The sequence below is a fragment of the Actinokineospora sp. NPDC004072 genome (genome assembly GCF_053604195.1).
Genome location: NZ_JBSGHB010000008.1, coordinates 221,566 through 242,592, shown reverse-complemented (window position 1 = coordinate 242,592; position 21,027 = coordinate 221,566). Strand labels below are relative to the sequence as shown.

Below are 21,027 nucleotides of genomic sequence, written 5' to 3'. Positions count from 1 at the left end.
GTCGGGTGCCGCCCCTCGGCGGGTGTCGCGCTCAGAGCTCCTTGGACGGGTCCTCGGTGGCCGCGATCTGCCGCCCGGTCTCCGTCGGGCCCGACGCCAGCTCGCCCGCCGCGCCGTGGCCCTGCTGGGCGGCGCGGGCCCTGGCCAGCGCCGCGGTCTCCTCCGGCGGGTCCGGGGTCAGCCACGACCCCTGCACCGGCTCGCCAGCCGAGCCCAGCTTGTTCATCTTCTTGGGCACCGGGGCACCCTGGTACTCCAGCGGGATCGGGTGGCCGTGGTCGTCCACCGGGCCCAGCGGCTGGTGCACCTCGATGAACTCGCCGTGCGGGAGCCGCTTGATGATGCCGGTCTCCACGCCGTGCTCCAGCACCTCGCGGTCCGAGCGCTGCAGGCCCAGGCAGATGCGGTAGGTGATGAAGTACGCCAGCGGCGGCAGCACCAGCAGGCCGATGCGGCCCATCCAGGTGGTCGCGTTCAGCGAGATGAAGAACTTCTCCGCCAGCACGTCGTTGGCCGCCGACAGCAGCGACACCATGAAGTAGGTGATCGCCATCATGCCCAGGCCGGTGCGGACGGGGACGTCGCGCGGGCGCTGGAGCAGGTTGTGGTGGGCGTAGTCCTTGGTGAACCGCCGCTCGATCCACGGGTACACCGCCGCGATGCCGGTCAGCAGCGGCAGGCCCAGCATGAACGGGAAGAACGACGCCGGGATCGTGTAGTTCCCGAGGTAGATCTCCCACGCGGGCCAGAGCCGGATGAGGCCGTCCGTCCAGCCCATGTACCAGTCGGGCACGGTGCCCGCGGAGATGTGCGCGGCGTTGAACGGGCCGAAGTTCCAGATGGGGTTGATCTGGAAGAGGCCGCCCAGCAGGGCGCAGACCGCGACCACGACGGCGAAGAACCCGCCTGCCTTGACCGCGAACACCGGCAGGATCCGCACGCCGACGACGTTGGTCTCCTTGCGCCCCACCCCCGGGAACTGGGTGTGCTTCTGGTACCAGACCAGCGCCAGGTGCACGCCGATGAGCGCCAGGATGATGCCCGGCAGCAGCAGGATGTGCAGCGTGTAGAGCCGCGGCACGATCTCGGTGCCCGGGAACTCCGAGCCGAACAGCAGCCAGTGCGTCCAGGTGCCGATCACCGGCAGGGTCAGGATCAGGCCGGACATAATCCGCAGACCGGCGCCGGAGAGCAGGTCGTCGGGCAGGGAGTAGCCGGTGAAGCCCTCCAGCGCGCCCAGCATGAACAGCAGGATGCCGATGACCCAGTTGACTTCGCGCGGACGCCGGAAGGCGCCGGTGAAGAACACCCGGAACATGTGCGTGACCAGCGCGGCCATGAACAGCAGCGCCGACCAGTGGTGCATCTGCCTGGCGAAGAGGCCGCCGCGCACCTCGAAGGCGATCTCCAGCGCCGACTCGTACGCCCGCGACATCTCCAGCCCGCGCAGGTTGACGAAGTCGCCCTGGTAGACGACCTCGACCATCGACGGGTCGAAGAACAGCGCCAGGTACGTGCCGGTGAGCAGCAGCACGATGAAGCTGTAGAGCGCGATCTCACCGAGCAGGAAGGACCAGTGCGTCGGGAAGACCTTGTTCATCTGGCGGCGCAGGCCGCCTGCCATGTGGTACCGGTCGTCGGCCCACTTGGCCGCCCCGCCCGCGGCGCGAGCGGCCATCGACCGGGGCTTCGTGGGAGTTGTGATCGCACTCATGACTTCCGCTCCCAGAACGCGGGCCCGATGGGCTCGATGAAATCGCTCTTGGCGTAGAGGTAGCCCGTCTCCTCGTCGAGGGCGATGGGCAGCTGCGCGAGCTTGCGGGTGGCCGGTCCGAAGATCGGCTTGGCGTAGGCCAGCGCGTCGAACTGCGACTGGTGGCACGGGCACAGGATGCGGTTGGTGCGCTGCTCGTAGAGCGACGTCGGGCATCCCAGGTGGCTGCAGATCTTCGAGTAGGCGTAGTAGTCGCCGTAGTTGAAGTCCTCCTGGCCCTTGTGCTTGACCACCCGGGCCGCGTCCTCCGGGCGCAGGCGGATCAGCATGACCGGGTTGTCCGAGCGCTTGAGCGCGACGGACAGCGCGTGCTCGTCATTGCGCTCGGACTCCCGGAACGGGAAGACCGTCTCCATCGCGCCCGCGTCGAGGTCGCCCGGCTTGACCAGGACGATCTCGTGCGGGTTGCCGGTCGCCCGGCGCAGGAAGACCTTCTCGCCGCTGGGCTCGTGCCAGCCGGTGTGCCACAGCGAGTCCTTGGTGTCGCTGTTGGCCCACGGGTCGCGGACCAGGCCGCCGATGGCGAAGACGCCCAGGCCCAGGCCCATGACGCCGGCGCCTGCGCCGAGCGTCGCCTTGATCATCGGGCGGCGGGTGATGGTGCTGCGGTTGCCCGCGTCGGCCAGCTCGGCCACGATCGTGGCCTTGTCCAGCTCGGGGGAGCCGCCGTCGTGGCGCTGCTGCACCGCGAGCTCGTGCGGGATGAACCGCTTGGTGTAGAGCAGCACGCCCACGCCGATGCCCAGGATGGACAGGCCCAGGGTGGCGCCCAGCATCGGGGTGTAGAGCAGGTACAGCGCGTGGCCCGGCTCGTTGTACGCCTTGTACTCGGCGGGCCAGAAGAGGAACACGCCCAGGAAGCCCAGGCCCGCGAGGGCGGCGATGGCGAACCAGAGCGCGACCACCCGCTCGGCGCGCTTCTCGGCGCGCGTGCCCTTGACCGGCCACGGGTCCGGGTACTCGACGAGCTCGACGCCGTCGAGCTTCGCGCCGAGCCGGACCAGCTCGTCGCGGGACATCTCGGCGAGTTCGGCCTCGGAGGGCAGCTCGTCGGGGTGCTTGGCGCTCATGCTTTCGCCCCAATCCACAGGGTGATGCCCACCAGCGCGGCGATGCCCACGATGAACGCGATCAGGCCCTCGGACTGCGGGCCGAGACCGCCGAGCGGGTTGCCGCCGGGGTTGTTGTTGCCGTCGGTGACCGACTTGACGAAGGCGATGATGTCCTTCTTCTCCTCTGGCGAGAGCTGCCGGTCGGAGAACTTGGGCATGTTCTGCGGGCCGGTCAGCATGGCCGCGTAGATCTGCTCCTCGGTCACCCCGTCCAGCTTGGGCGCGTACTTGCCCGAGGACAGCGCGCCGCCGCGGCCGGTGAAGTTGTGGCAGGACGCGCAGTTGAGGCGGAACAGGTCGCCGCCGCGCGCCGGGTTGTCACCGATGAGCGCGGCGCCCTTGCCCTCGGGCAGGACGACGCCGCCGCCCTTGGACTGCACGAAGGCCATCAGCGCGTCGATCTCGTCGGGCGAGAGCTTCGGGGGCTTGCGCTCGGCCTGGGCCTCCTGGCGCGACATCGGCATGCGGCCGGTGGAGGTCTGGAAGTACACGGCCGCCTCGCCGATGCCGATCAGCGACGGGCCGCGGTCCTCCACGCCCTCCAGGGCGGCGCCGTGGCAGGAGATGCAGGTCCGGTTGTAGATCAGCTCGCCCTTGCGCAGCAGCGCGGGATCCCCCTGGGCCTGGGCCACCGGCGGCTCGGGGGCCAGCGCGGTGTAGAGCAGCCCGACCGACAACAGGGCGAAGGACAGGGCGAGCAAGCCCGCCACCCGCCTGCGCAGCTTCGTCCGGCTGCGGAGTTTGTTGATCATTTAGCGGCAACCCTTGCTGTCAGTTCGGCGGAGCTGTGGTGGGAGCGCGAGGACATCACGGCACCAGGTAGATGACCGCGAACAGACCGATCCAGACGATGTCGACGAAGTGCCAGTAGTAGGACACGACGATCGCCGAGGTGGCCTGAGCGGGGGTGAACTTGCTCAGCCGCGTGCGGATGAGCAGGTACACGAAGGCGACGAGGCCGCCGATCACGTGCAGGCCGTGGAAGCCGGTGGTCAGGTAGAAGACCGTGCCGTAGGCGCCCGAGGGGATCGTGACGCCCTCGCGCACCAGCTGCACGTACTCGTACGCCTGGCCTGCGACGAAGATCGCGCCCATGACCAGCGTGAGGATGTACCAGCGGCGCAGGCCGAACACGTCGCCCCGCTCGGCGGCGAACACGCCGAGCTGGCAGGTGAACGACGACGCGACCAGGATGATCGTGAACGGCAGCGCGTAGGGCAGGTTCAGGTGGATCGGCTCGCCGGTCGACTCCAGGATCGGCGGCCACACCCCGCTGGAGTTCTGCGCCTTGACCGTGAAGAACATCGCGAACAGTCCGGCGAAGAACATCAGCTCGCTCGACAACCAGACGATGGTGCCGACGCTGACCATGTTCGGTCGGTTCAGCGAGTGGATGCGCTGACCGATTGAAGGGGCTGCTGCTGTCACGCGACGCATTATGTCCTGCGGGTAGGTACTGCGCCCGGTCGGGTCATGCGTGCATCCGGTCACACCAAAGTTGATCACGGAATGCCCGGGGAACTGGGCTTTCGGTTCTGCGGCCCGGCCCGCGAAATCGGCACGGAATGAGGGGCGGGAGGCCGTGGATGCGGCCAAGGTGGGGCCGATAGCATCGGCCACGCCCGACCTGCCCCCGTGGAGGACGCCATGACCGCGCAGCCCATGAAGATCCTGGTGTTCAGCCACCGCCCCCAGGTGCGCGAGACGATCATCACAGCCGTGGGCCGCCGCCCGGCCGCCGACCTCGGCCGGGTCGTCTACGTCGAGGTCGGGACCGTCGCGGAGGTCCTGATGGCGATGGACTCCGGCGACATCGACCTGGCCATCCTCGACGGCGAGGCCCAGCCGACCGGCGGCATCGGCCTGTCCCGCCAGCTCAAGAACGAGATCACCGACTGCCCCCCGATCGTGATCGCGGTCCGCCGCAAGGACGACCGCTGGCTGGCCACCTGGTCGCAGGCCGACGCGGTCGTCGTCCACCCGCTGGACCCGCTGACCGCCGCCGAGACCGTGGCCGACGTCCTGCGCACCAAGCGCCTGCCCGCCCTGCGGGGGTGAGCCCGGTGACCAGGACCTGGCCCGCGCTGCTGGGCCGCCTGATCGAGCGCACCGACCTCACCGCCGACGACACGACCTGGGCGATGGACCAGATCATGTCCGGCGAGGCCACCCCGGCCCAGATCGCGGGCTTCGCCGTGGCCCTGCGGGCCAAGGGCGAGACCCCGGCCGAGATCGCGGGCATGGCCGCGGGCATGCTCGCCCACGCCCGCCGGGTCGAGGGCGTCCCCGACGCCGTGGACGTGGTCGGCACCGGGGGCGACCAGGCCCACACGGTGAACATTTCCACCATGAGCGCCCTGGTCACCGCGGCCGCGGGCGTGCCGGTGGTCAAGCACGGCAACCGCGCGGCGTCGTCGAAGTGCGGCACGGCGGACGTGCTGGAGACCCTGGGCGTGGCCATCGAGCTGAGCCCGGCCGCCGTGGCCGAGTGCGTGCGCGAGGTGGGCATCGGCTTCTGCTTCGCCGCGGCCTTCCACCCGGCGCTGCGCTTCGCCGGGCCCGCCCGGGCCCAGCTGGGCATCCCCACGGCGTTCAACATCCTCGGCCCGCTGACCAACCCGGCCCAGCCGCGGGCGGGCCTGATCGGCTGCGCCAACGCCCGCCTCGCCCCGGTCATCGCGGGCGTGTTCGCAGGCCGCGGCGCCAGCGTGCTGGTGGTGCGCGGCGACGACAACCTCGACGAGATCACCACCACGACCACGACGAAGGTGTGGGCGGTCTCCGGCGGTGCGGTCCGCGAGGACGTCATCGACCCGTCCCGCCTGGCCATCTCCCCCGCGGCCCCGGAGGACCTGCGCGGCGGTGACGCGCAGTTCAACGCCGCGGTCGTCCGCGACCTGGTGGCGGGCAAGCCGGGCCCGGTGCGGGAGGCGGTCGTGCTCAACGCGGCGGGCGCCATCGCGGCGTTCACCGGCCTGTCCGGCGACCTGCACGCCGACCTCAAGGCGGCCATCGGCCGGGCCGCCGACGCGATCGACGGCGGCGCCGCGTCCGCCCTGCTCGACCGCTGGATCAGCCTTTCGCAGCGCCTGGCGGCCTAGCGCCCGGGATCCGATGGGGGCCATCCGCGCCCCCATCGGACCCGCTGCGCGCTACCGGTCCAGCACCTCGGGGTTCAGCAGGTTGCGCGGGCGCGTGCCCGCGAGCCCGGCCGCGAGGTTCTGCACGGCCAGCAGGCCCATCGCCTCGCGCGTGCCCACGGTCGCGCTGCCCAGGTGCGGCAGCAGGGTCACCGAGTCCAGGTCGAGCAGCTCGGCCTGCACCTGCGGCTCGCGCTCGAACACGTCGAGCCCCGCGGCGAAGATCTCCCCCGCCCGCAGCGCCTTGGCCAGGGCGGACTCGTCCACCACCGGCCCGCGGGCGGTGTTGACCAGGATCGCCGAGGGCTTCATGCGCGCGAACGCATCGGTCCCGAAGAGGTGGCGGGTGTCCGGGGTCAGCGGGCAGTGCACGGAGATGACGTCGGCCTCGGCCAGCAGGTCGTCGAAGGAGCGCCAGACGGCCCCGAGCGGCTCGGCGACCTCCGGGGGCAGCGGGCGTGGGTTGTTGTAAACAACTCGCATGCCGAAGCCCAGCGCGCGGCGCGCCGTGGCCTGGCCGATCCGGCCGCAGCCGACGATGCCCAGCACCCGGCCGTGCAGGTCGGCGCCCAGCATCATCCGGGGATCCCAGATCCACGGCGTCCCGGCGCGCAGGAACCGGTCGCCCTCGGCCACGCGCCGGGCACAGGCCAGCACCAGCGCCATCGCCAGGTCCGCGGTCGCCTCGGTCAGCACGTCCGGGGTGTTGGTGACCAGCACGCCGCGGCGGGTGCACTCCGGGATGTCGATGTTGTCGACGCCGACGGCGTGGTTGGCGACGATCCGCAGGTCCGGGCCCGCCGCGTCGAGCAGCTCGGCGTCGACACGCTCGGTGAGCACGGTCAGCAGCCCGCGCACCCCAGCCACCCTGGCCAGCAGCTCCTCGCGCGGGATGGCGGTCGGCGGCCCCTCATAGACCGCCACCGACCCCAGCCCGTCCAGGGCGGCCATCGCCGCGTCCACCATGCGGCGGGTCACGAGGACGTCAGGCACGGGTCACCTCCGCGGCCAGATCGGCGAACGCCCCGATCGCGGCCTTGATGTTGTCGGTCGAGTTGGCGTAGGAGAAGCGCAGGTAGCCCCGGCCGTGCTCGCCGAAGGCCGTGCCGGGCAGCACCGCGACACCCGCCTCGGTGAGCAGCCGGTCGGCCAGCTCGCCCTCGGGCAGGCCCAGGCCGGTGACGTTGGGGAAGGCGTAGAACGCCCCGCCGGGCCGCACGCACGACACGCCGGGGATCGCGTTGAGCCCGTCCACCACGACCTCGGCCCGCGCCGCGAAGGCCGCCCGCATGGCGTCGACCTCGTCGCGCGGGCCCTCCAGCGCGGCGATGGCCGCGTGCTGGCTGAACGCCGAGGTGCACGACACCGAGTTGATGACCAGCCTGCTGACCGGCTCCACCAGGTCGGGCGGGAAGACGCCGTAGCCGAGCCGCCAGCCGGTCATCGCGTAGGTCTTGGACCAGCCGTCGAGCAGGATCGTCCGCTCGGCCATCCCGGGCACGTCGAGCACGCTGCGGTGCTCCCCGCCGTAGCGCAGCGCCCAGTAGACCTCGTCGGAGAGCACCGTGAGGTCGTGGCGCATCGCCAGCTCGGCGATGGCCTCGACCTGGGCGCGGTCCAGTGCGCTGCCGCACGGGTTGTGCGGGGAGTTGAGGATGAGCAGCTTGGTCCGGGGCGTGATGAGCGCCGCCAGCTCGTCGGGGTCGACGGTGAAGCCGTTGGCCTCGCGCAGCGGCACCGGCACCGGTCGGGCGCCCGCGAACGCGGCGATGGAGGCGTACATGGGGAAGCCGGGGTCCGGGTACAGCACCTCGTCGCCCTCCTCGCACAGGGCGAGGATCGCGAAGAACATGATGGGCTTGGCGCCCGGGGTCACGATCACCCGGTCGGGGGTGGCGGCCATCCGGCCGTCGCGCTCCAGCGCCGCGCTCACCGCCGCCCGCAGCTCGGGGATGCCCGGCGCGGGCACGTAGTGGGTCATCCCCCGGTCCAGGGCTTCGCGCGCCGCCCGCGCGATGTGCGCGGGGGTGTCGAAGTCCGGTTCGCCGATCTCCAGGTGGATCACCGGGGTCCCGGCCGCCTCCAGCGCCTTGGCCCTGGCCAGCACCTCGAAGGCCGATTCGGTGCCCAGGCGGTCCATCCGACTGGCGAGCTTCACGAGCGGCTCCCTGTAGCGTCTGGCCGCGCGGGATCGCCGGGCGGCCGTGGTCCGGGTACCCGCGATCGTGCCGGTCCGGCGGCGATTCCGGGATCGGCCGGGAATACCGCCGCCCCCGGCGCGCGCGGGGACGGAATTCTTCCGCCATGGGAGCGTCGCACGAAAAGAACGCTGGGCACAGCCGCCCTTAAAGTGAAAAGACCGCCGTCCCCGATCGGGGGACGGCGGTCTCGTCAGGAGCGCGGCTCAGTCGTGGTCGGGCCGGGTGTGGTACTCGAACACCAGCCCGCCGACGGCCATCAGCACCAGCACGGTGGCGATGACCATCAGCCACACCTGCCAGAACGCCATCGCGAAGCCGAACGTCGCCGCCGACGCGGCCAGCGCCACCGGCCAGTAGCTGCCCGGGCTGAAGAAGCCCAGCTCGCCTGCGCCGTCGCTGATCTCGGCGTCCGGGTTGTCCTCCGGGCGCTGCTTGAGCCTGCGGGCGATGAAGTGGAAGTACGAGCCGATGATCAGCGAGAGCCCACCGGTCAGGATCAGCGCGACGGTGCCGACCGGCTCCTTCGCCCACACGCCGTAGACGATGGCCGCGAGGAAGAAGAAGCCCGTGGTGACGTCGAAAAGCCTGGCTTCGACCTTCATTGCTTGGAGTCCTTCGGTTAGGAGCCGGACGCTTCGCGCGCGGTGCGGTCGGTGTCGAACGGCTTGGTGGTCACCGCGTGCGGGGTGCACAGCTCGCCGCAGTTGATCTCGGCGAGCGCCTCGGCCGCGGTGAAGCCCTTGCCGGTGGCCGGGTTGACCTTGGTGCGCAGGTCCATGTACTGGTCGAAGACCTCGGGCGAGACCGCGCGCACCTCGAAGTTCATCACCGCGTGGTAGGTGCCGCACAGCTCGGCGCACCGGCCGACGAACGACCCCGGCTCGTCGATGGTGTTCTGGAAGGTCGAGTCCTGGTTGTTCTTGTCCGGGTGCGGGAAGACGTCCCGCTTGAACAGGAAGTCCGGCACGAAGAACGAGTGGATGACGTCGGTGGCGCGCAGCCGGTACTCGATCACCCGGTCGGTCGGCAGCACCAGCAGCGGGATCTCCGAGGAGGTGCCGATGGTGCGCACGGTCTCGTCACCCGGCGACGCGGGCTCGACCTGGTTGCCCGAGCCGTCCTTGTAGGACAGGTAGTCGAACTCCCAGTTCCACTGGAACCCGATCACGTCGACGACCACGTCGGGGTCGTCGGTCTCGGCCTGGACGTAGTTCTGGGTGGTGGCGGTGAAGTAGAACAGCACCACCACGATGATCACCGGGATGCCGGTGTAGATGAGCTCCAGGAAGTGGTTGTACTGGAACTGCTTGGGCAGCTTGTCCCCGCGCTTGCGGTGGGCCACGACCGGCCACAGGATCAGCGCCCAGGTGATGACGCCGATGATCAGCGCGGCCACCACCGACCAGGTCCAGAACACGCGCATCTTGTCGGCCTGCGGCGTGACGCCCTCCGGCCAGCCGAAGCGCAGCACCTCGCTGGTCGAGCAGCCGGTGGCCAGGACGGCGACGACGGCGACCAGCCCGGCCAGCTTCGCCGCGCGAGCCGTGCGGTTCCCGGGCCGGACGGCCCCGGTGGCCTGGGGTGGTGTGCCCACTGCGCGATCCTCCTCGACGCGATGACTCCGCGCTACCCGGACCAGGGCCTACTGACCCGTTCGGGAGCAACCGGAGCCTAGCCCAGCGACGGGCGCCACACCTGCAGAGGGTGATCGGAGCTAGGTCACACCGCCGCATGCCCGGGTTCGGCCGCGGTGGCCGGTTTCCGGGCCCGGCCCGGGTGCGGCTGACAGCCGCGCTGCCCGCCCCCTGCATACTGGCCTCTCCCCGCTCCGATACGAGAGGTGCGCGAGTAGCGTGTGCGGTCTCCTTGGCCTGATCTGCCCTTCCGACATGGACGCCGCCGCGGCCCGGTCGGCCGTCGGCGCGGCGATGCGGTGCCAGCGGCACCGGGGCCCGGACGAGAGCGGCACCTGGACCGGCGGCGAGGCCGTCTTCGGGTTCAACCGGCTGGCGATGATCGACATCGAGCACTCCCACCAGCCGCTGCTGTGGGGCCCGCCGGAGACGCCGCAGCGCTACACGCTGCTGTTCAACGGTGAGATCTACAACTACCTGGAGCTGCGGGCGGAGCTGACCGCCAAGTTCGGCGCGGTCTTCCACACCGACGGCGACTCCGAGACGATCGTGGCCGCCTACCACTACCTCGGCGAGGCCGCGGTGTCCCGGCTGCGCGGCATGTTCGCGTTCCTGATCTGGGACAACCACCGGCAGACCCTGTTCGGCGCGCGCGACCCCTTCGGCATCAAGCCGCTGTTCTACGCCGTCGGCCCGGGCGGGGCGGCCTTCGCCAGCGAGAAGAAGTCGCTGCTGGAGCTGGCCCCGGTGCTCGGGGTCAAGCTGGAGCTGGACAAGCGCGCGCTGCAGCACTACCTGACGCTGCAGTACGTGCCCGAGCCCGCGACCCTGCACGGCGCGATTCACCGGATCGAGTCGGGCACCTCGTTCACCCTGACCCCGGGCGAGGAGCCGAAGAAGCGGCGCTACTTCGTCCCGCGCTTCGCCCCGCGCCCGGTCGGCGGCCCGGCCGACGCGGAGAAGCTGTACCAGCGCATCGCCGACGTGATGAACGACTCGGTCCGCATGCACATGCGCGCCGACGTCACCGTCGGCTCGTTCCTCTCCGGCGGCATCGACTCCACGGCGATCGCGGCGCTGGCCAAGCAGCACAACCCGGACCTGATCACCTTCACCACCGGCTTCGAGCGCCAGGGCTACTCCGAGGTCGACGTGGCCGCGGAGTCCGCCGCCGCGATCGGGGTCAAGCACGTCGTCCGCACGGTCTCGGCGCCGGAGATGATGGAGGCCCTGCCGCTGATCGTCTGGTACCTCGACGACCCGGTGGCCGACCCGGCGCTGGTGCCGCTGTGGTTCATCGCCCGCGAGGCCCGCAAGCACGTCAAGGTCGTGCTCTCCGGCGAGGGCGCCGACGAGCTGTTCGGCGGCTACACGATCTACCGCGAGCCGCTGTCGCTGGCGCCGTTCGAGCGGGTGCCGGGCTCGCTGCGCAAGCTCATGGGCAAGGTCTCCGCCCGCATCCCGGAGGGCACCCGGGGCAAGGACCTGCTGCGCCGCGGCTCGCTGTCGCTGGAGGAGCGCTACTACGGCAACGCCCGCATCTTCCGCGACGACCAGCTCGCGCCGGTCCTGCGCACCTTCGACCCGGCCATCAGCCACCGCGACCTCACCGCGGGCCCGTACCGGGAGTCGGCTGGCTGGGACCCGGTGACCCGCATGCAGCACGTGGACCTCTACACCTGGCTGCGCGGCGACATCCTGGTCAAGGCCGACAAGATGACGATGGCCAACTCCCTGGAGCTGCGCGTGCCGTTCCTGGACCCGGAGGTCTTCGCGGTGGCCTCCCAGGTCCCGCTGGACCAGAAGATCACCCGGGAGACGACTAAGTTCGCCCTGCGCCAGGCCCTGCGCCGGGTGGTCCCGCCGCACGTGCTCAACCGCCGCAAGCTGGGCTTCCCGGTGCCGATCCGGCTGTGGCTGCGCGCGGAGATGTACGAGTGGGCGCGCGCGATCATCCTCGACTCCGAGACCGACGCGCTGCTGGACAAGAACGCCGTCCTGCGCCTGCTGGAGGAGCACCGGGCCGGGACGCTGGACCACAGCCGCCGCATCTGGGCGCTGCTGGTCTTCATGCTCTGGCACGGCATCTTCATCGAGCGCCGCATCCGCCCGGTCGTGCCCGAGCCGCACTACCCGGTCAAGATCTGAGCCTCGACCAGGGAGTCCAGCGAGATCCCGAGGGCGGCCGCGAGCGCGGCGACGGTGAAGAACGCAGGCGTCGGCACGCGCCCGCTCTCGATCTTGCGCAACGTCTCGACCGGCACCTTCGCCGCCGCGGCGACCTCGGTCATGCTGCGCGGCCCGCGGGCCTCGCGCAGCAGCCTGCCGAGCCGCTCGCCGCGTTCACGTTCCTGCTGGGTCAGCGGTGGGCGCACCATGCGGTCGAGTGTACGGGATAGAAATACCGGTATAGTTATCCCTATGATCGAGTTGAAGACCCCCGCGGAGATCGACGCCATGCGCGCGGCGGGCGCGGTCGTCGCCACCGCCCTCGCCGCGGTCCGCGCCGCCGCCACCGTCGGCGCCACCCTCCTTGACCTCGACGCCGTCGCCCGCGACGTGCTCTCCACCCACGGCGCGGGCTCGTCCTTCCTGGGCTACCACCCCCGCTTCGCCCCGACCCCGTTCCCCGCCGTCCTGTGCACCTCCGTCAACGACGCCATCGTCCACGGCATCCCCACCAGGACCCGCCTCCGCGACGGCGACCTGCTGAGCATCGACTTCGGCGCCCACGTCGACGGCTGGCACGGCGACGCCGCCATCTCCTTCGTCATCGGCGACCCCGACCCCACCGACCTGGCCCTGATCGAAACCTCCGAACGCGCCCTGGCCGCAGGAATCGCAGCAGCGGTCCCGGGCAACCGCATGGGCGACATCGCCCACGCCATCGGCTCCATCGCCCGCGAAGCCGGCTACGGCATCCCCCCGGACTTCGGCGGCCACGGCATCGGCCGAGCCATGCACGAATCCCCCAGCGTCCCCAACGAAGGCACCCCAGGCCGAGGCATGCGCCTGCGGGAAGGCCTCGTCCTCGCCATCGAACCCATGCTCCACAAGGGCGGCAAGGACCCCTACTACACCGACCCCGACGGCTGGACCCTCCGCACAACCGACCACAGCCGAGCCGCCCACTCAGAACACACCATCGCCATCACCGAACACGGCCCCCAAATCCTCACCACCCTCCCCTAACCCGCCCCGCCCCCACCCGACCCACACCCCTCACCCACACACGCAAATCCACCCACAGGATCCACCCAAGCAACGCGACAAGCTACTGCACATGCCCCGCCCACCCAACCCACAAGTCTCTAACCCCTGTCACCACAGCACCACCCACCTAAAGCAACACGACAAACTAATGCCCATACCCCGCCCACCCAACCCACAAATCTCTAACCCCTGTCACCACAACACCACCCACCTAAAGCAACGCGACAAGCCAATGCACATACCCCGCCAACCCAACCCAGCAATCTCTAACCCTGCCATCACAGCACCACCCACCTAACGCAACGCGCGCCCACCAACCATCCAATGGGGTGTATTCGGTTCTGTGGGGAGCGAAGTGGTGCTACCCTGCCCCGGCGCGGAACGGCTCCGCCGCTCCGCCCTTCTTTCCGCGCCGCGCCACTTCGCTTAGGGGCCCCGCAGAACCGAATTCACCCCATTGGATGCCCCCAAACCAAGTCGCGCACCACACTCGCCGCCCACTCACCCCCGGCAAATCAACCGGCACCGAACGCCAACTGTCCCGCGCCATCACTTCGCCTCGTCACAACGCCGATCCCCAACCACGGCGCCCCTTCAACACCGCCTCCCCCCTGCATCGCCGCCGGTGCCGTCGGGGTAGCCCCCGGCAGCCGTTGTCGCGGGCGTCGGTGCCGTTGGAGCAGGCCCCGAGCCGTTGTGGGAGGCCGTCGGTGCCGTTGGGGGAGGCCGCCGTTGGCGGGCGGCGGTGGGAGGGTGGTTCGCGATTTGCTTTTGGGGTCCGATGGGGTGGACCCGCATTCGCGGGTCCCCTAAGAAAAGCGGTGCGGCGCGGAAAGAAGGGCGGAGCGGCGGAGCCGTTCCGCGCCGGGGCAGGGTAGCACCGCTTTTCTCCCCACGAATGCGGGTCCACCCCATCGGACAGTGTTCGTTGCGCGTGTTGCGTGGGTGGGTGGTGCTGTTGATTCGTGGGTGGTGCGGGTTGTTGCGTGGGGATGCAGTTGGTTTGCCGGGCTGCAGTTGGTTGGGTTGCGGGGCTGCAGTCGGTTGGGTTGCGGGGCTGCAGTCGGTTGGGTTGCCGGGTTGCGGTTGTGTGCGTACGAGTTTGTGCCGGGTGGGCTAGATTCCCGGGAGGATGGGGGCGATTTCGTCGGCGGCTTCCTGGCCGTAGGCTCCGGCGATCCTGGTCAGGGCGGTGGTCTTGTCGAAGGTCCACTCCTGGGTGCCGACGGTCTCCAAGACCAGGACGGCGATCAGGGAGCCCAGCTGCGCGGAGCGTTCGAGGGTCAGGCCCTGGGTGACGCCTGCGAGGAAGCCTGCGCGGAAGCCGTCGCCGACGCCGGTGGGGTCGGCCTTGGCGGTTTCGGGGACGGCGCCGACGTGGATGCTGGTGCCGGTGGCGGAGACGATCTCGACGCCCTTCTCGCCCAGGGTGGTGATGCGGAGGCCGACGCGGGACATCACGTCGGATTCCGACCAGCCGGTCTTCTGGCGCAGGAGTTCCCACTCGTAGTCGTTGCTGAACAGGTAGTCCGCGCCCTCGATGAAGTCGCGGATCATCGCGCCGTCCATGCGGGCCATCTGCTGGGAGGGGTCGACGGCGAAGCGGTAGCCGCGCTGGCGGCACTCCTCGGCGTGGCGGACCATGCCCTCGGGGTCGTCGGGGCTGATCAGGACCAGGTCGAGGCCGCCGGTGTGGGCGGCGACCGGGGCCAGCTCGATGTTGCGGGACTCGGCCATCGCGCCCGCGTAGAACGAGGCGATCTGGCACATGTCGTCGTCGGTGGTGCACACGAAGCGGGCGGTGTGGGCGACCTCGGAGACGTGCACGCCCGCGCAGTCGACGCCGTGGCGCTCCAGCCAGGCGCGGTAGTCGGCGAAGTCGGCGCCCACCGCCCCGACCAGCACCGGCGCGCACCCCAGCACGCCCATGCCGAAGGCGATGTTGGCGCCGATGCCGCCGCGCCGGACCACTAGGTCGTCGACCAGGAAGCTCAGCGAGACCCGGTGCAGCTGCTCGGCGACCAGCTGGTCGGCGAACCTGCCGGGGAAGTGCATGAGGTGGTCGGTTGCGATGCTTCCGCTGACGGCAACGGGCACGAGGCGCTCCTGTCTCGGGCTGGTCGTCTGCTGCGACCACCCGGGCGGGTGGCCTTCGATCACTGTTCGACACTACCGGGGCGTACGTCTACCGACTCCCGTGCCGAGGTGCCTACTGTGCCGAAATGAGCACTCTGGAACCGGAGAACATCGACGAGCTGATCGCCGACTGCGCCGCCATCCCGGCCCGGCTCACCGCGGCGGGCGCCGCCCGGCCCGCAGGCCCGCACACGCCCTGGTCGGTGGACGAGCGCTGCTTCGCGCAGGTCGCCGAGCTGCAGCCCTACATCTGAGCACGGCGAAGGGCCGCGACGGGGAGGTCGCGGCCCTGGGGGTGGGGCGTCAGTTGAACGAGTCGCCGCAGGCGCAGGAGCCGGTGGCGTTCGGGTTGTCGATCGTGAAGCCCTGCTTCTCGATGGTGTCGACGAAGTCGATGACCGCGCCCTGCACGTACGGCGCGCTCATCCGGTCCACGGCGACCTTGAGCCCGCCGAAGTCCTTCATCAGATCGCCGTCGAGGGTGCGCTCGTCGAAGAAGAGCTGGTAGCGCAGGCCCGCGCACCCGCCCGGCTGCACCGCGATGCGCAGGTGCATGTCGTCGCGGCCCTCCTGGTCGAGCAGGGCCTTGGCCTTGGTGGCGGCGGCGTCGGTCAGCTCGACACCGTGGGTGGCGTCCTCGGTGCTGTTCTGCTGAGCGGTCGTCATCGTTCTCCCTCGGACAGGTCCGGAATTCACCCGTCTTAACAGCGTACGCGCAGGCTTTCTTCCCCATCGTCGCACAGCGGCCCGCGACCTGGGCAACCTCGTGGCGGGGGACTCACCGCCACTGGCGGGCGACGTGCTCGGCCAGGTCGGCGAGGGTGCCCGCGGGGTCGGCCAGGGCCGCGGCCACGGAACCGGCGTGCTCGGCGACCGCGTGCACCTCGGCGATGCCCACCGCCGCCGCCCTGGTCCGCCCGACGCTGGCCTGGCCTGCCAGGGCCAGGCAGGGCACCCCGCGCTCGGCCGCCGCCGCGGCGACCCCGGTGACGAGCTTGCCGCGCAGCGACTGCCAGTCGAGGCTGCCCTCGCCGGTGATGACCAGGCCCGCCCCGGCGACGGCGGCGTCGAGCCCGGTCGCGGCGCGCACCAGCCCCGCGCCGGAGGCCCGCTCGCCGCCCAGCGCCAGCAGCGCCGCGCCCAGCCCGCCCGCCGCGCCCGCGCCGTCGAGGTCGGCCACGGGCCGGGACCAGTCGGCCAGGACTTCAGCCCATCGGGCGAGGCCCGCCTCCAGCCGCTCGACCGCGGCTGGATCGGCGCCCTTCTGCGGCCCGAAGGTCGCCGCGGCCCCTTGCTCGCCGAGGAGGGGGTTGGTGACGTCGGTGGCGACCACGATCCGCGGCAGCGCGCCCGGCGCGTCCTCGGCCGGGCCGACCAGCTCGGCTCCGCCGTCGATGCGGGTGCAGCGGGCCAGCGCCGAGCCGCCCGGCGGCAGCGGCGCGCCGTCGGCGTCGACGGCGACCGCGCCCAGGGCGGCCAGCAGCCCGGCGCCGCCGTCGGTGGTGGCCGAGCCGCCCAGGCCGATGACGGCGCGCTTGTGCCCGCGGGCCGCGGCGAGCAGTTCGCCGACACCGCGGGTGGTCACCGCCTCGCAGGCATCCGGACGCCGGTCCTTGGGCACCAGGTGCAGCCCGCACGCCTCGGCGGACTCGATGTAGGCGGTGTCGCCGTGGCTGAGCCAGGTCGCGGTCACCGGCTCGCCGAGGGGGCCGGTGACGGTCTCGGTGCGCAGCTCGCCGCCGAGCGCGGTGCGCAGCACCTCGACGAACCCCGGGCCGCCGTCGGCCAGCGGGCGCAGCACCAGCTCGTGCCCGGGCGCGCCGCGGCGCCAGCCCTCGGCGATGGCCGTCGCCGCCTCGGCCGCGGTCAGCGTGCCCCCGAAGCAGTCCGGGGCTATGACGACTCGCACAAGCCGGAGCATAGCGATCACCGAGCTTGTCCTACCCTTGTCGGCGTGAGGTTCCTTCGCCGCAACCCGTCGACCGACCCCGCCGAGCAGGCCGAGGAGTCGGCCGTCACGGTGGGCGACGAGCCGCTGCCCAAGGGCTACACCCCGGGCAAGGGCCGCGCCACGCCCAAGCGCCGGGAGACCGAGCGCAAGCGCGGCCCGGTCGCCCCGCCGCCGAAGACCACCCGCGAGGCGATCAAGCGCTCGCGCGGGTCGAAGGAGCAGCGCAAGGAGCTGGCCGCCAAGCGCCGCGAGCAGCGCATGCAGCAGCGCGAGCGGATGATGGCCGGCGATGACAAGTACCTGATGCCGCGTGACCGCGGGCCGGTGAAGGCCTACGTCCGCGATCTGGTGGACTCCCGCCGCAACCTGCTGGGGCTGTTCATGCCGCTGGCGATTGTGGTGTTCGTCGCGCTGCTGTTCCCGTCGCCGATCGTGCAGTACTACGCCACGCTCGGCTGCCTGCTCATGCTGGTGGCCATGATCTTCGAGGCGGTGCTCAACGGGCGGCGGGTGGCCAAGCAGGTGCGGGCCAAGTTCCCGAAGGAGCCCGTCCGCGGGTTCGGCATCGGCTGGTACGCCTTCGTCCGCGCGACCCAGCTGCGCCGCATGCGCGTGCCGAAGCCGCGGGTCCAGCCTGGTGACGCGGTTCGTTAGCAGCCCGAACTATGCTGGGCGGCATGGAGTTTCGTCGCCTTGGCCGCAGCGGCCTGAACGTCAGTGAGATCTCGTACGGCAACTGGCTCACCCACGGCTCCCAGGTCGAGGAGGATGCCGCCCACGCCTGCGTGAAGGCGGCCCTGGACGCCGGCATCACGACCTTCGACACCGCCGACGTCTATGCCAACACCAAGGCCGAGGCCGTGCTCGGCCGGGCGCTGAAGGGCCAGCGCCGGGAGAGCCTGGAGATCTTCACCAAGGTCTTCTGGCCGACCGGCCCCGGCGGCCCGAACGACAAGGGCTTGGGCCGCAAGCACATCATGGAGTCGGCGCACGCATCGCTGCGCAGGCTCGGCACCGACTACGTCGACCTCTACCAGGCGCACCGGTTCGACCGGACCGTGCCGCTGGAGGAGACGATGCTCGCCTTCGCCGACCTCGTCCGCCAGGGCAAGGTCCTCTACGTCGGCGTCTCGGAGTGGAACGCCGAGCAGATCACCCGCGGCGCGGCGCTGGCCCGCGAGCTGAACGTGCCGCTGATCTCCAGCCAGCCGCAGTACTCGATGCTGTGGCGGGTCATCGAGTCCCAGGTGATCCCGACCTGCGAGCGCGAGGGCATCAGCCAGATCGTCTGGTCCCCGATCGCCCAGGGCGTGCTGACCGGCAAGTACCTGCCGGGCGCCGCGCCGCCCGCGGGCTCGCGCGCCACCGACGAGGCGGGCGGCAAGAACATGATCGCCCGCTGGCTCAGCGACGACGTGCTGACCGCGGTGCAGAACCTGCGCCCGCTGGCCGAGCAGGCGGGCCTGTCCATGGCCCAGCTGGCGGTGGCGTGGGTGCTGCAGAACCCCAACGTCGCCTCGGCCATCATCGGCGCCTCCCGCCCCGAGCAGGTCACCGAGAACGTCAAGGCCGCAGGCGTCAAGCTCGACGCCGACCTCATGACCAAGATCGACGAGGTCCTCCAGGGCGTCATCGAGACCGACCCGATGCACACGGTCACGCCCTGACGCAGACGGCCCCGCCGCCACCGCGGCGGCGGGGCTACGGCGCCGCCCGCAGTTCAGCCAGGAAGTCGCGGGCGGCGACTTCCTTCGGGTAGCGCGCGGCGATGGCCTCGGCCAAGTCCTGGTACAGCACGGCGAACGACGGCAGCGACGTGCGACCGGTTCCGAGCGCGCTGCGGCCGTGCTCGATCGCCTGGTCCAGCTCACCGGCTCGGGCCGCGACGATCCCCAACGTCCCCTGCGCCCAGGAGACGCGCATGGGCGACCGGCCGTGGGCGCCCGCCCGGATCACGTCCCGGGCGAGGGCTTCCGCCAGCCGGTCCTCACCGACGTAGCAATGGCAGTCCATGGCGTAGAAGTCGTACTTGCCCGGGTCCACGACGAAGTGGCTGGCGATGTTGTCCGGGTAGGGCAACGCCTCTAGGACCTCGCGTCCCCGGTCCAACGCCCGCCGCATGTTCTCGACGTGCCCCATCCGGGCCCACGCCTTGGCCTCCTGGGCCAGGAGCTGGACCGAGACGCCCTCCGACCCGGCCGCTGCCTCGCCGATGTGGGCGGCGTCGACCACGCCTCGGTAGTCACCGGCCATGAGGGAGAACCACGCGCGCATCTCGTGGGCCCAGCCCAGGATGCCCCGGTGCCCGATCTCGGCGCCGAGGGACAGCGCGGCCTTGCGGGTCGCTTCCGCCCCGCGCCGGTCGCCGACGTCGTACTCCAGGCACCCGATGAGCAACGCCAGCCAGCCCGCTTGCTCCAACGACTGCCGCCGCTGCGCGAACGTCAGCCGCTGCTCCTGCATCTCGACGATCCGACGCAGCCACCGGCGGCCCTCGGTGATCAGCTCGACCGGTTCGCCGTGCGAGTACTCGGCGCACAGCGTCTCCACGGTGATGCGCAGGCCGTGGAGGGTGGCGTCGTTGAGGTCGGAGGCGTTGAGCCTGCTCACGATCTCCAGGGTGTCCATGCCGGTCGCACTCAGCACGTCCACGTCCCGCCGCGCGTGCGCATCGGGCGGGAACAGCGAAGCGGTGACGGTCTCCAGGGTCGCCGCTATCAGGGTGGCGTAGTGCTTGCCCGGCTTGTTCTCCGCCAGCTCCCACGCCTTCCACCGGCGCACCAGGTGTTCGTGGTCGGGCAGGTTCTCATCGGTGTGCCGCCGCATCCGCTCGGCCGCCTCCGCCTGCGTCCACCCCCGAGCCTGCCGCAGCGCCCGGATGCGCTGGGCCCAGACTGGCAGTTCACCCATGCCGACCCCCTGATCGCGTCAAGCCCGCCGCATCGAGTCTTGCACCGTCCCAGGTGCACCGTCGGGTGCTGTCCGGGTGATGCGCTCGTGTCACCGTGTCACCAAGAACCCCTCCATGATGACACTGGGAACACGCTCGATCACTCAGCGAGAGTAGGGGCATGCAGAACCCACTCGATGTGGGAGCAGGCCGCCTGCTCGTCCCCTACATCGCGGCGTGGACCGGCGAGGAGATCGGCCAGCCGGACATCGTCGAGCACGCCAGCGGGCAGGGCATCGCCTACCGGGACGAGAAGCCCGTCGACCGGGACCACCGCGGGATCCTCTGGGATCGGTTCGTGACGGGACCCGGTCAGGGCAAGCCGCGCTACGCCGTCATCCATCCGGCACGGCAACGGCATGCGATGCGGAAGTTGCTTTGCCAGGTGTGCGCCCGGCCTGCCGACACCACCGACGACGGCGTTCTCTGGCTCCTCCCCGCCGACGTCGAGCAGTGGCCGGGGTGGCCGAACGGCTCCACGGTCAGCGAACCGCCGATCTGCCGGGCGTGCGTCCTCGTGTCGGTGCGGCACTGCCCGGCGCTTCGGCGGAGTCATCGCCTCGTGCGGGTTGGGCGGTTTCCCCTGCACGGGGTTTCCGGGTTGCTCTACCGGGCCGGTGGGCGGGGGCCGGTTGCGGTGGGGCAGGCGACGGTGGGCTTCGGCGATCCCGCGGTGCGGTGGACGTTGGCCGAGAAGCTCACCCGGGAGCTGGACGACTGCGAGACCGTCACGGGGCGTGGAGGCTCATGGGGCCGTAGATGACCTCGGTGCCGGACATCAGGGTGACCTCATCGACGCCTTGGTCGGCGAGTTCGCGCCAGTGGGTGGAGAGCCAGGATTCGGCGGTGGGCTGGTCGTCGAAGGGGGTGGAGGTGGTGTCGGTCGGGTGGTACTGCCAGTGGTAGGTCACCTGGG

The 21,027-nt window shown here is 71.0% G+C and carries 22 protein-coding genes; 8 read left to right on the top strand and 14 right to left on the bottom strand.

From position 1 onward, the window contains the following. Nucleotides 1–31: 31 nt before the first annotated feature. Genes qcrB through ctaE form a run of 4 tightly spaced genes read right to left on the bottom strand, consistent with a single transcriptional unit; the run spans nt 32 to nt 4,323 of the window. Entirely contained in the window at nt 32–1,714 is a 1,683-nt protein-coding gene (qcrB, locus tag ACWEPX_RS15095; RefSeq protein WP_451897737.1) for a cytochrome bc1 complex cytochrome b subunit, read from the bottom strand. After that, nucleotides 1,711–2,844 (bottom strand): cytochrome bc1 complex Rieske iron-sulfur subunit, encoded by a 1,134-nt coding sequence (gene qcrA, locus ACWEPX_RS15090; protein WP_451897736.1) that lies wholly within the window; start codon nt 2,842–2,844, stop codon nt 1,711–1,713. The genes qcrB and qcrA overlap by 4 nt, the downstream gene beginning before the upstream one ends. Then, a complete protein-coding gene (gene qcrC / locus ACWEPX_RS15085; protein ID WP_451897735.1) occupies nt 2,841–3,638 on the bottom strand; it encodes a cytochrome bc1 complex diheme cytochrome c subunit in 798 nt (265 codons plus the stop codon). The genes qcrA and qcrC overlap by 4 nt, the downstream gene beginning before the upstream one ends. Nucleotides 3,639–3,693: 55 nt before the next feature. Beyond that, the gene (gene ctaE / locus ACWEPX_RS15080; RefSeq protein WP_451897734.1) at nt 3,694–4,323 is read right to left on the bottom strand and encodes an aa3-type cytochrome oxidase subunit III; all 630 of its coding nucleotides are present in this window, start codon (nt 4,321–4,323) and stop codon (nt 3,694–3,696) included. Nucleotides 4,324–4,533: 210 nt separating this feature from the next. On the opposite strand from ctaE, the gene ACWEPX_RS15075 reads away from it, so the two are divergent. Beyond that, nucleotides 4,534–4,944, top strand: a complete 411-nt coding sequence (locus ACWEPX_RS15075) for a hypothetical protein (RefSeq protein ID WP_451897733.1) — start codon at nt 4,534–4,536, stop codon at nt 4,942–4,944. Beyond that, the gene (trpD, locus tag ACWEPX_RS15070) at nt 4,941–5,987 is read left to right on the top strand and encodes an anthranilate phosphoribosyltransferase (protein ID WP_451897732.1); all 1,047 of its coding nucleotides are present in this window, start codon (nt 4,941–4,943) and stop codon (nt 5,985–5,987) included. The genes ACWEPX_RS15075 and trpD overlap by 4 nt, the downstream gene beginning before the upstream one ends. A gap of 51 nt (nt 5,988–6,038) precedes the next feature. Here trpD and ACWEPX_RS15065 read toward each other — a convergent pair whose 3' ends face one another. The 4 genes from ACWEPX_RS15065 to ctaC all read right to left on the bottom strand — a co-directional run bounded on the left by ACWEPX_RS15065 (nt 6,039) and on the right by ctaC (nt 9,821). Beyond that, a complete protein-coding gene (locus tag ACWEPX_RS15065) occupies nt 6,039–7,019 on the bottom strand; it encodes a 2-hydroxyacid dehydrogenase (protein ID WP_451897731.1) in 981 nt (326 codons plus the stop codon). Next, the gene (locus tag ACWEPX_RS15060) at nt 7,012–8,184 is read right to left on the bottom strand and encodes a pyridoxal phosphate-dependent aminotransferase (RefSeq protein ID WP_451897730.1); all 1,173 of its coding nucleotides are present in this window, start codon (nt 8,182–8,184) and stop codon (nt 7,012–7,014) included. Before ACWEPX_RS15060 ends, ACWEPX_RS15065 begins: the two co-directional genes overlap by 8 nt. 246 nt (nt 8,185–8,430) lie before the next feature. Next, nucleotides 8,431–8,829: a cytochrome c oxidase subunit 4 gene (locus ACWEPX_RS15055; protein WP_451897729.1), complete on the bottom strand. Its 399-nt coding sequence runs from the start codon at nt 8,827–8,829 to the stop codon at nt 8,431–8,433. A 17-nt stretch (nt 8,830–8,846) separates the two neighbouring features. Beyond that, complete coding sequence (ctaC, locus tag ACWEPX_RS15050; RefSeq protein WP_451897728.1) at nt 8,847–9,821, bottom strand: aa3-type cytochrome oxidase subunit II; 975 nt, start codon at nt 9,819–9,821, stop codon at nt 8,847–8,849. 259 nt (nt 9,822–10,080) lie between these two features. Between ctaC and asnB the strand changes: the two genes are divergently transcribed. Continuing rightward, complete coding sequence (gene asnB / locus ACWEPX_RS15045; RefSeq protein WP_451897727.1) at nt 10,081–12,009, top strand: asparagine synthase (glutamine-hydrolyzing); 1,929 nt, start codon at nt 10,081–10,083, stop codon at nt 12,007–12,009. Here asnB and ACWEPX_RS15040 read toward each other — a convergent pair. Further along, nucleotides 11,991–12,239, bottom strand: coding sequence for a helix-turn-helix domain-containing protein (locus ACWEPX_RS15040; protein ID WP_451897726.1), 249 nt, complete (start codon nt 12,237–12,239; stop codon nt 11,991–11,993). The genes asnB and ACWEPX_RS15040 overlap by 19 nt on opposite strands. A 43-nt stretch (nt 12,240–12,282) precedes the next feature. Here ACWEPX_RS15040 and map point away from each other — a divergent pair, with 43 nt between their 5' ends. Continuing rightward, nucleotides 12,283–13,053 carry a type I methionyl aminopeptidase gene (gene map / locus ACWEPX_RS15035; RefSeq protein WP_451897725.1) on the top strand — a complete coding sequence of 257 codons (771 nt, stop codon included), beginning with the start codon at nt 12,283–12,285 and terminating at the stop codon, nt 13,051–13,053. Nucleotides 13,054–14,190: 1,137 nt separating this feature from the next. On the opposite strand, the gene ACWEPX_RS15030 is transcribed toward map, so the two are convergent. Next, nucleotides 14,191–15,129: a carbohydrate kinase family protein gene (locus ACWEPX_RS15030; protein WP_451897804.1), complete on the bottom strand. Its 939-nt coding sequence runs from the start codon at nt 15,127–15,129 to the stop codon at nt 14,191–14,193. Nucleotides 15,130–15,296: 167 nt separating this feature from the next. Between ACWEPX_RS15030 and ACWEPX_RS15025 the strand changes: the two genes are divergently transcribed. Then, on the top strand, nt 15,297–15,464 hold the full coding sequence (locus tag ACWEPX_RS15025) for a hypothetical protein (RefSeq protein ID WP_451897724.1): 168 nt from the start codon (nt 15,297–15,299) through the stop codon (nt 15,462–15,464). A 49-nt stretch (nt 15,465–15,513) separates the two neighbouring features. Here the strand turns inward: ACWEPX_RS15025 and ACWEPX_RS15020 are convergent, their stop codons facing one another. Beyond that, complete coding sequence (locus ACWEPX_RS15020) at nt 15,514–15,876, bottom strand: HesB/IscA family protein (RefSeq protein WP_451897723.1); 363 nt, start codon at nt 15,874–15,876, stop codon at nt 15,514–15,516. A gap of 112 nt (nt 15,877–15,988) precedes the next feature. Continuing rightward, nucleotides 15,989–17,119 carry a glycerate kinase family protein gene (locus ACWEPX_RS15015; RefSeq protein WP_451897722.1) on the bottom strand — a complete coding sequence of 377 codons (1,131 nt, stop codon included), beginning with the start codon at nt 17,117–17,119 and terminating at the stop codon, nt 15,989–15,991. Between the two features lie 45 nt (nt 17,120–17,164). Here ACWEPX_RS15015 and ACWEPX_RS15010 point away from each other — a divergent pair, with 45 nt between their 5' ends. Further along, nucleotides 17,165–17,815, top strand: a complete 651-nt coding sequence (locus ACWEPX_RS15010; RefSeq protein WP_451897721.1) for a DUF3043 domain-containing protein — start codon at nt 17,165–17,167, stop codon at nt 17,813–17,815. A gap of 23 nt (nt 17,816–17,838) precedes the next feature. Next, nucleotides 17,839–18,828, top strand: coding sequence for an aldo/keto reductase family protein (locus ACWEPX_RS15005; protein ID WP_451897720.1), 990 nt, complete (start codon nt 17,839–17,841; stop codon nt 18,826–18,828). Between the two features lie 34 nt (nt 18,829–18,862). Here ACWEPX_RS15005 and ACWEPX_RS15000 read toward each other — a convergent pair whose 3' ends face one another. Then, nucleotides 18,863–20,071 carry a helix-turn-helix domain-containing protein gene (locus ACWEPX_RS15000; RefSeq protein WP_451897719.1) on the bottom strand — a complete coding sequence of 403 codons (1,209 nt, stop codon included), beginning with the start codon at nt 20,069–20,071 and terminating at the stop codon, nt 18,863–18,865. A 161-nt stretch (nt 20,072–20,232) separates the two neighbouring features. Between ACWEPX_RS15000 and ACWEPX_RS14995 the strand changes: the two genes are divergently transcribed. Then, nucleotides 20,233–20,874, top strand: a complete 642-nt coding sequence (locus tag ACWEPX_RS14995; protein WP_451897718.1) for a hypothetical protein — start codon at nt 20,233–20,235, stop codon at nt 20,872–20,874. On the opposite strand, the gene ACWEPX_RS14990 is transcribed toward ACWEPX_RS14995, so the two are convergent. After that, a complete protein-coding gene (locus ACWEPX_RS14990) occupies nt 20,840–21,022 on the bottom strand; it encodes a hypothetical protein (RefSeq protein WP_451897717.1) in 183 nt (60 codons plus the stop codon). The genes ACWEPX_RS14995 and ACWEPX_RS14990 overlap by 35 nt on opposite strands. Nucleotides 21,023–21,027 lie beyond the last annotated feature (5 nt).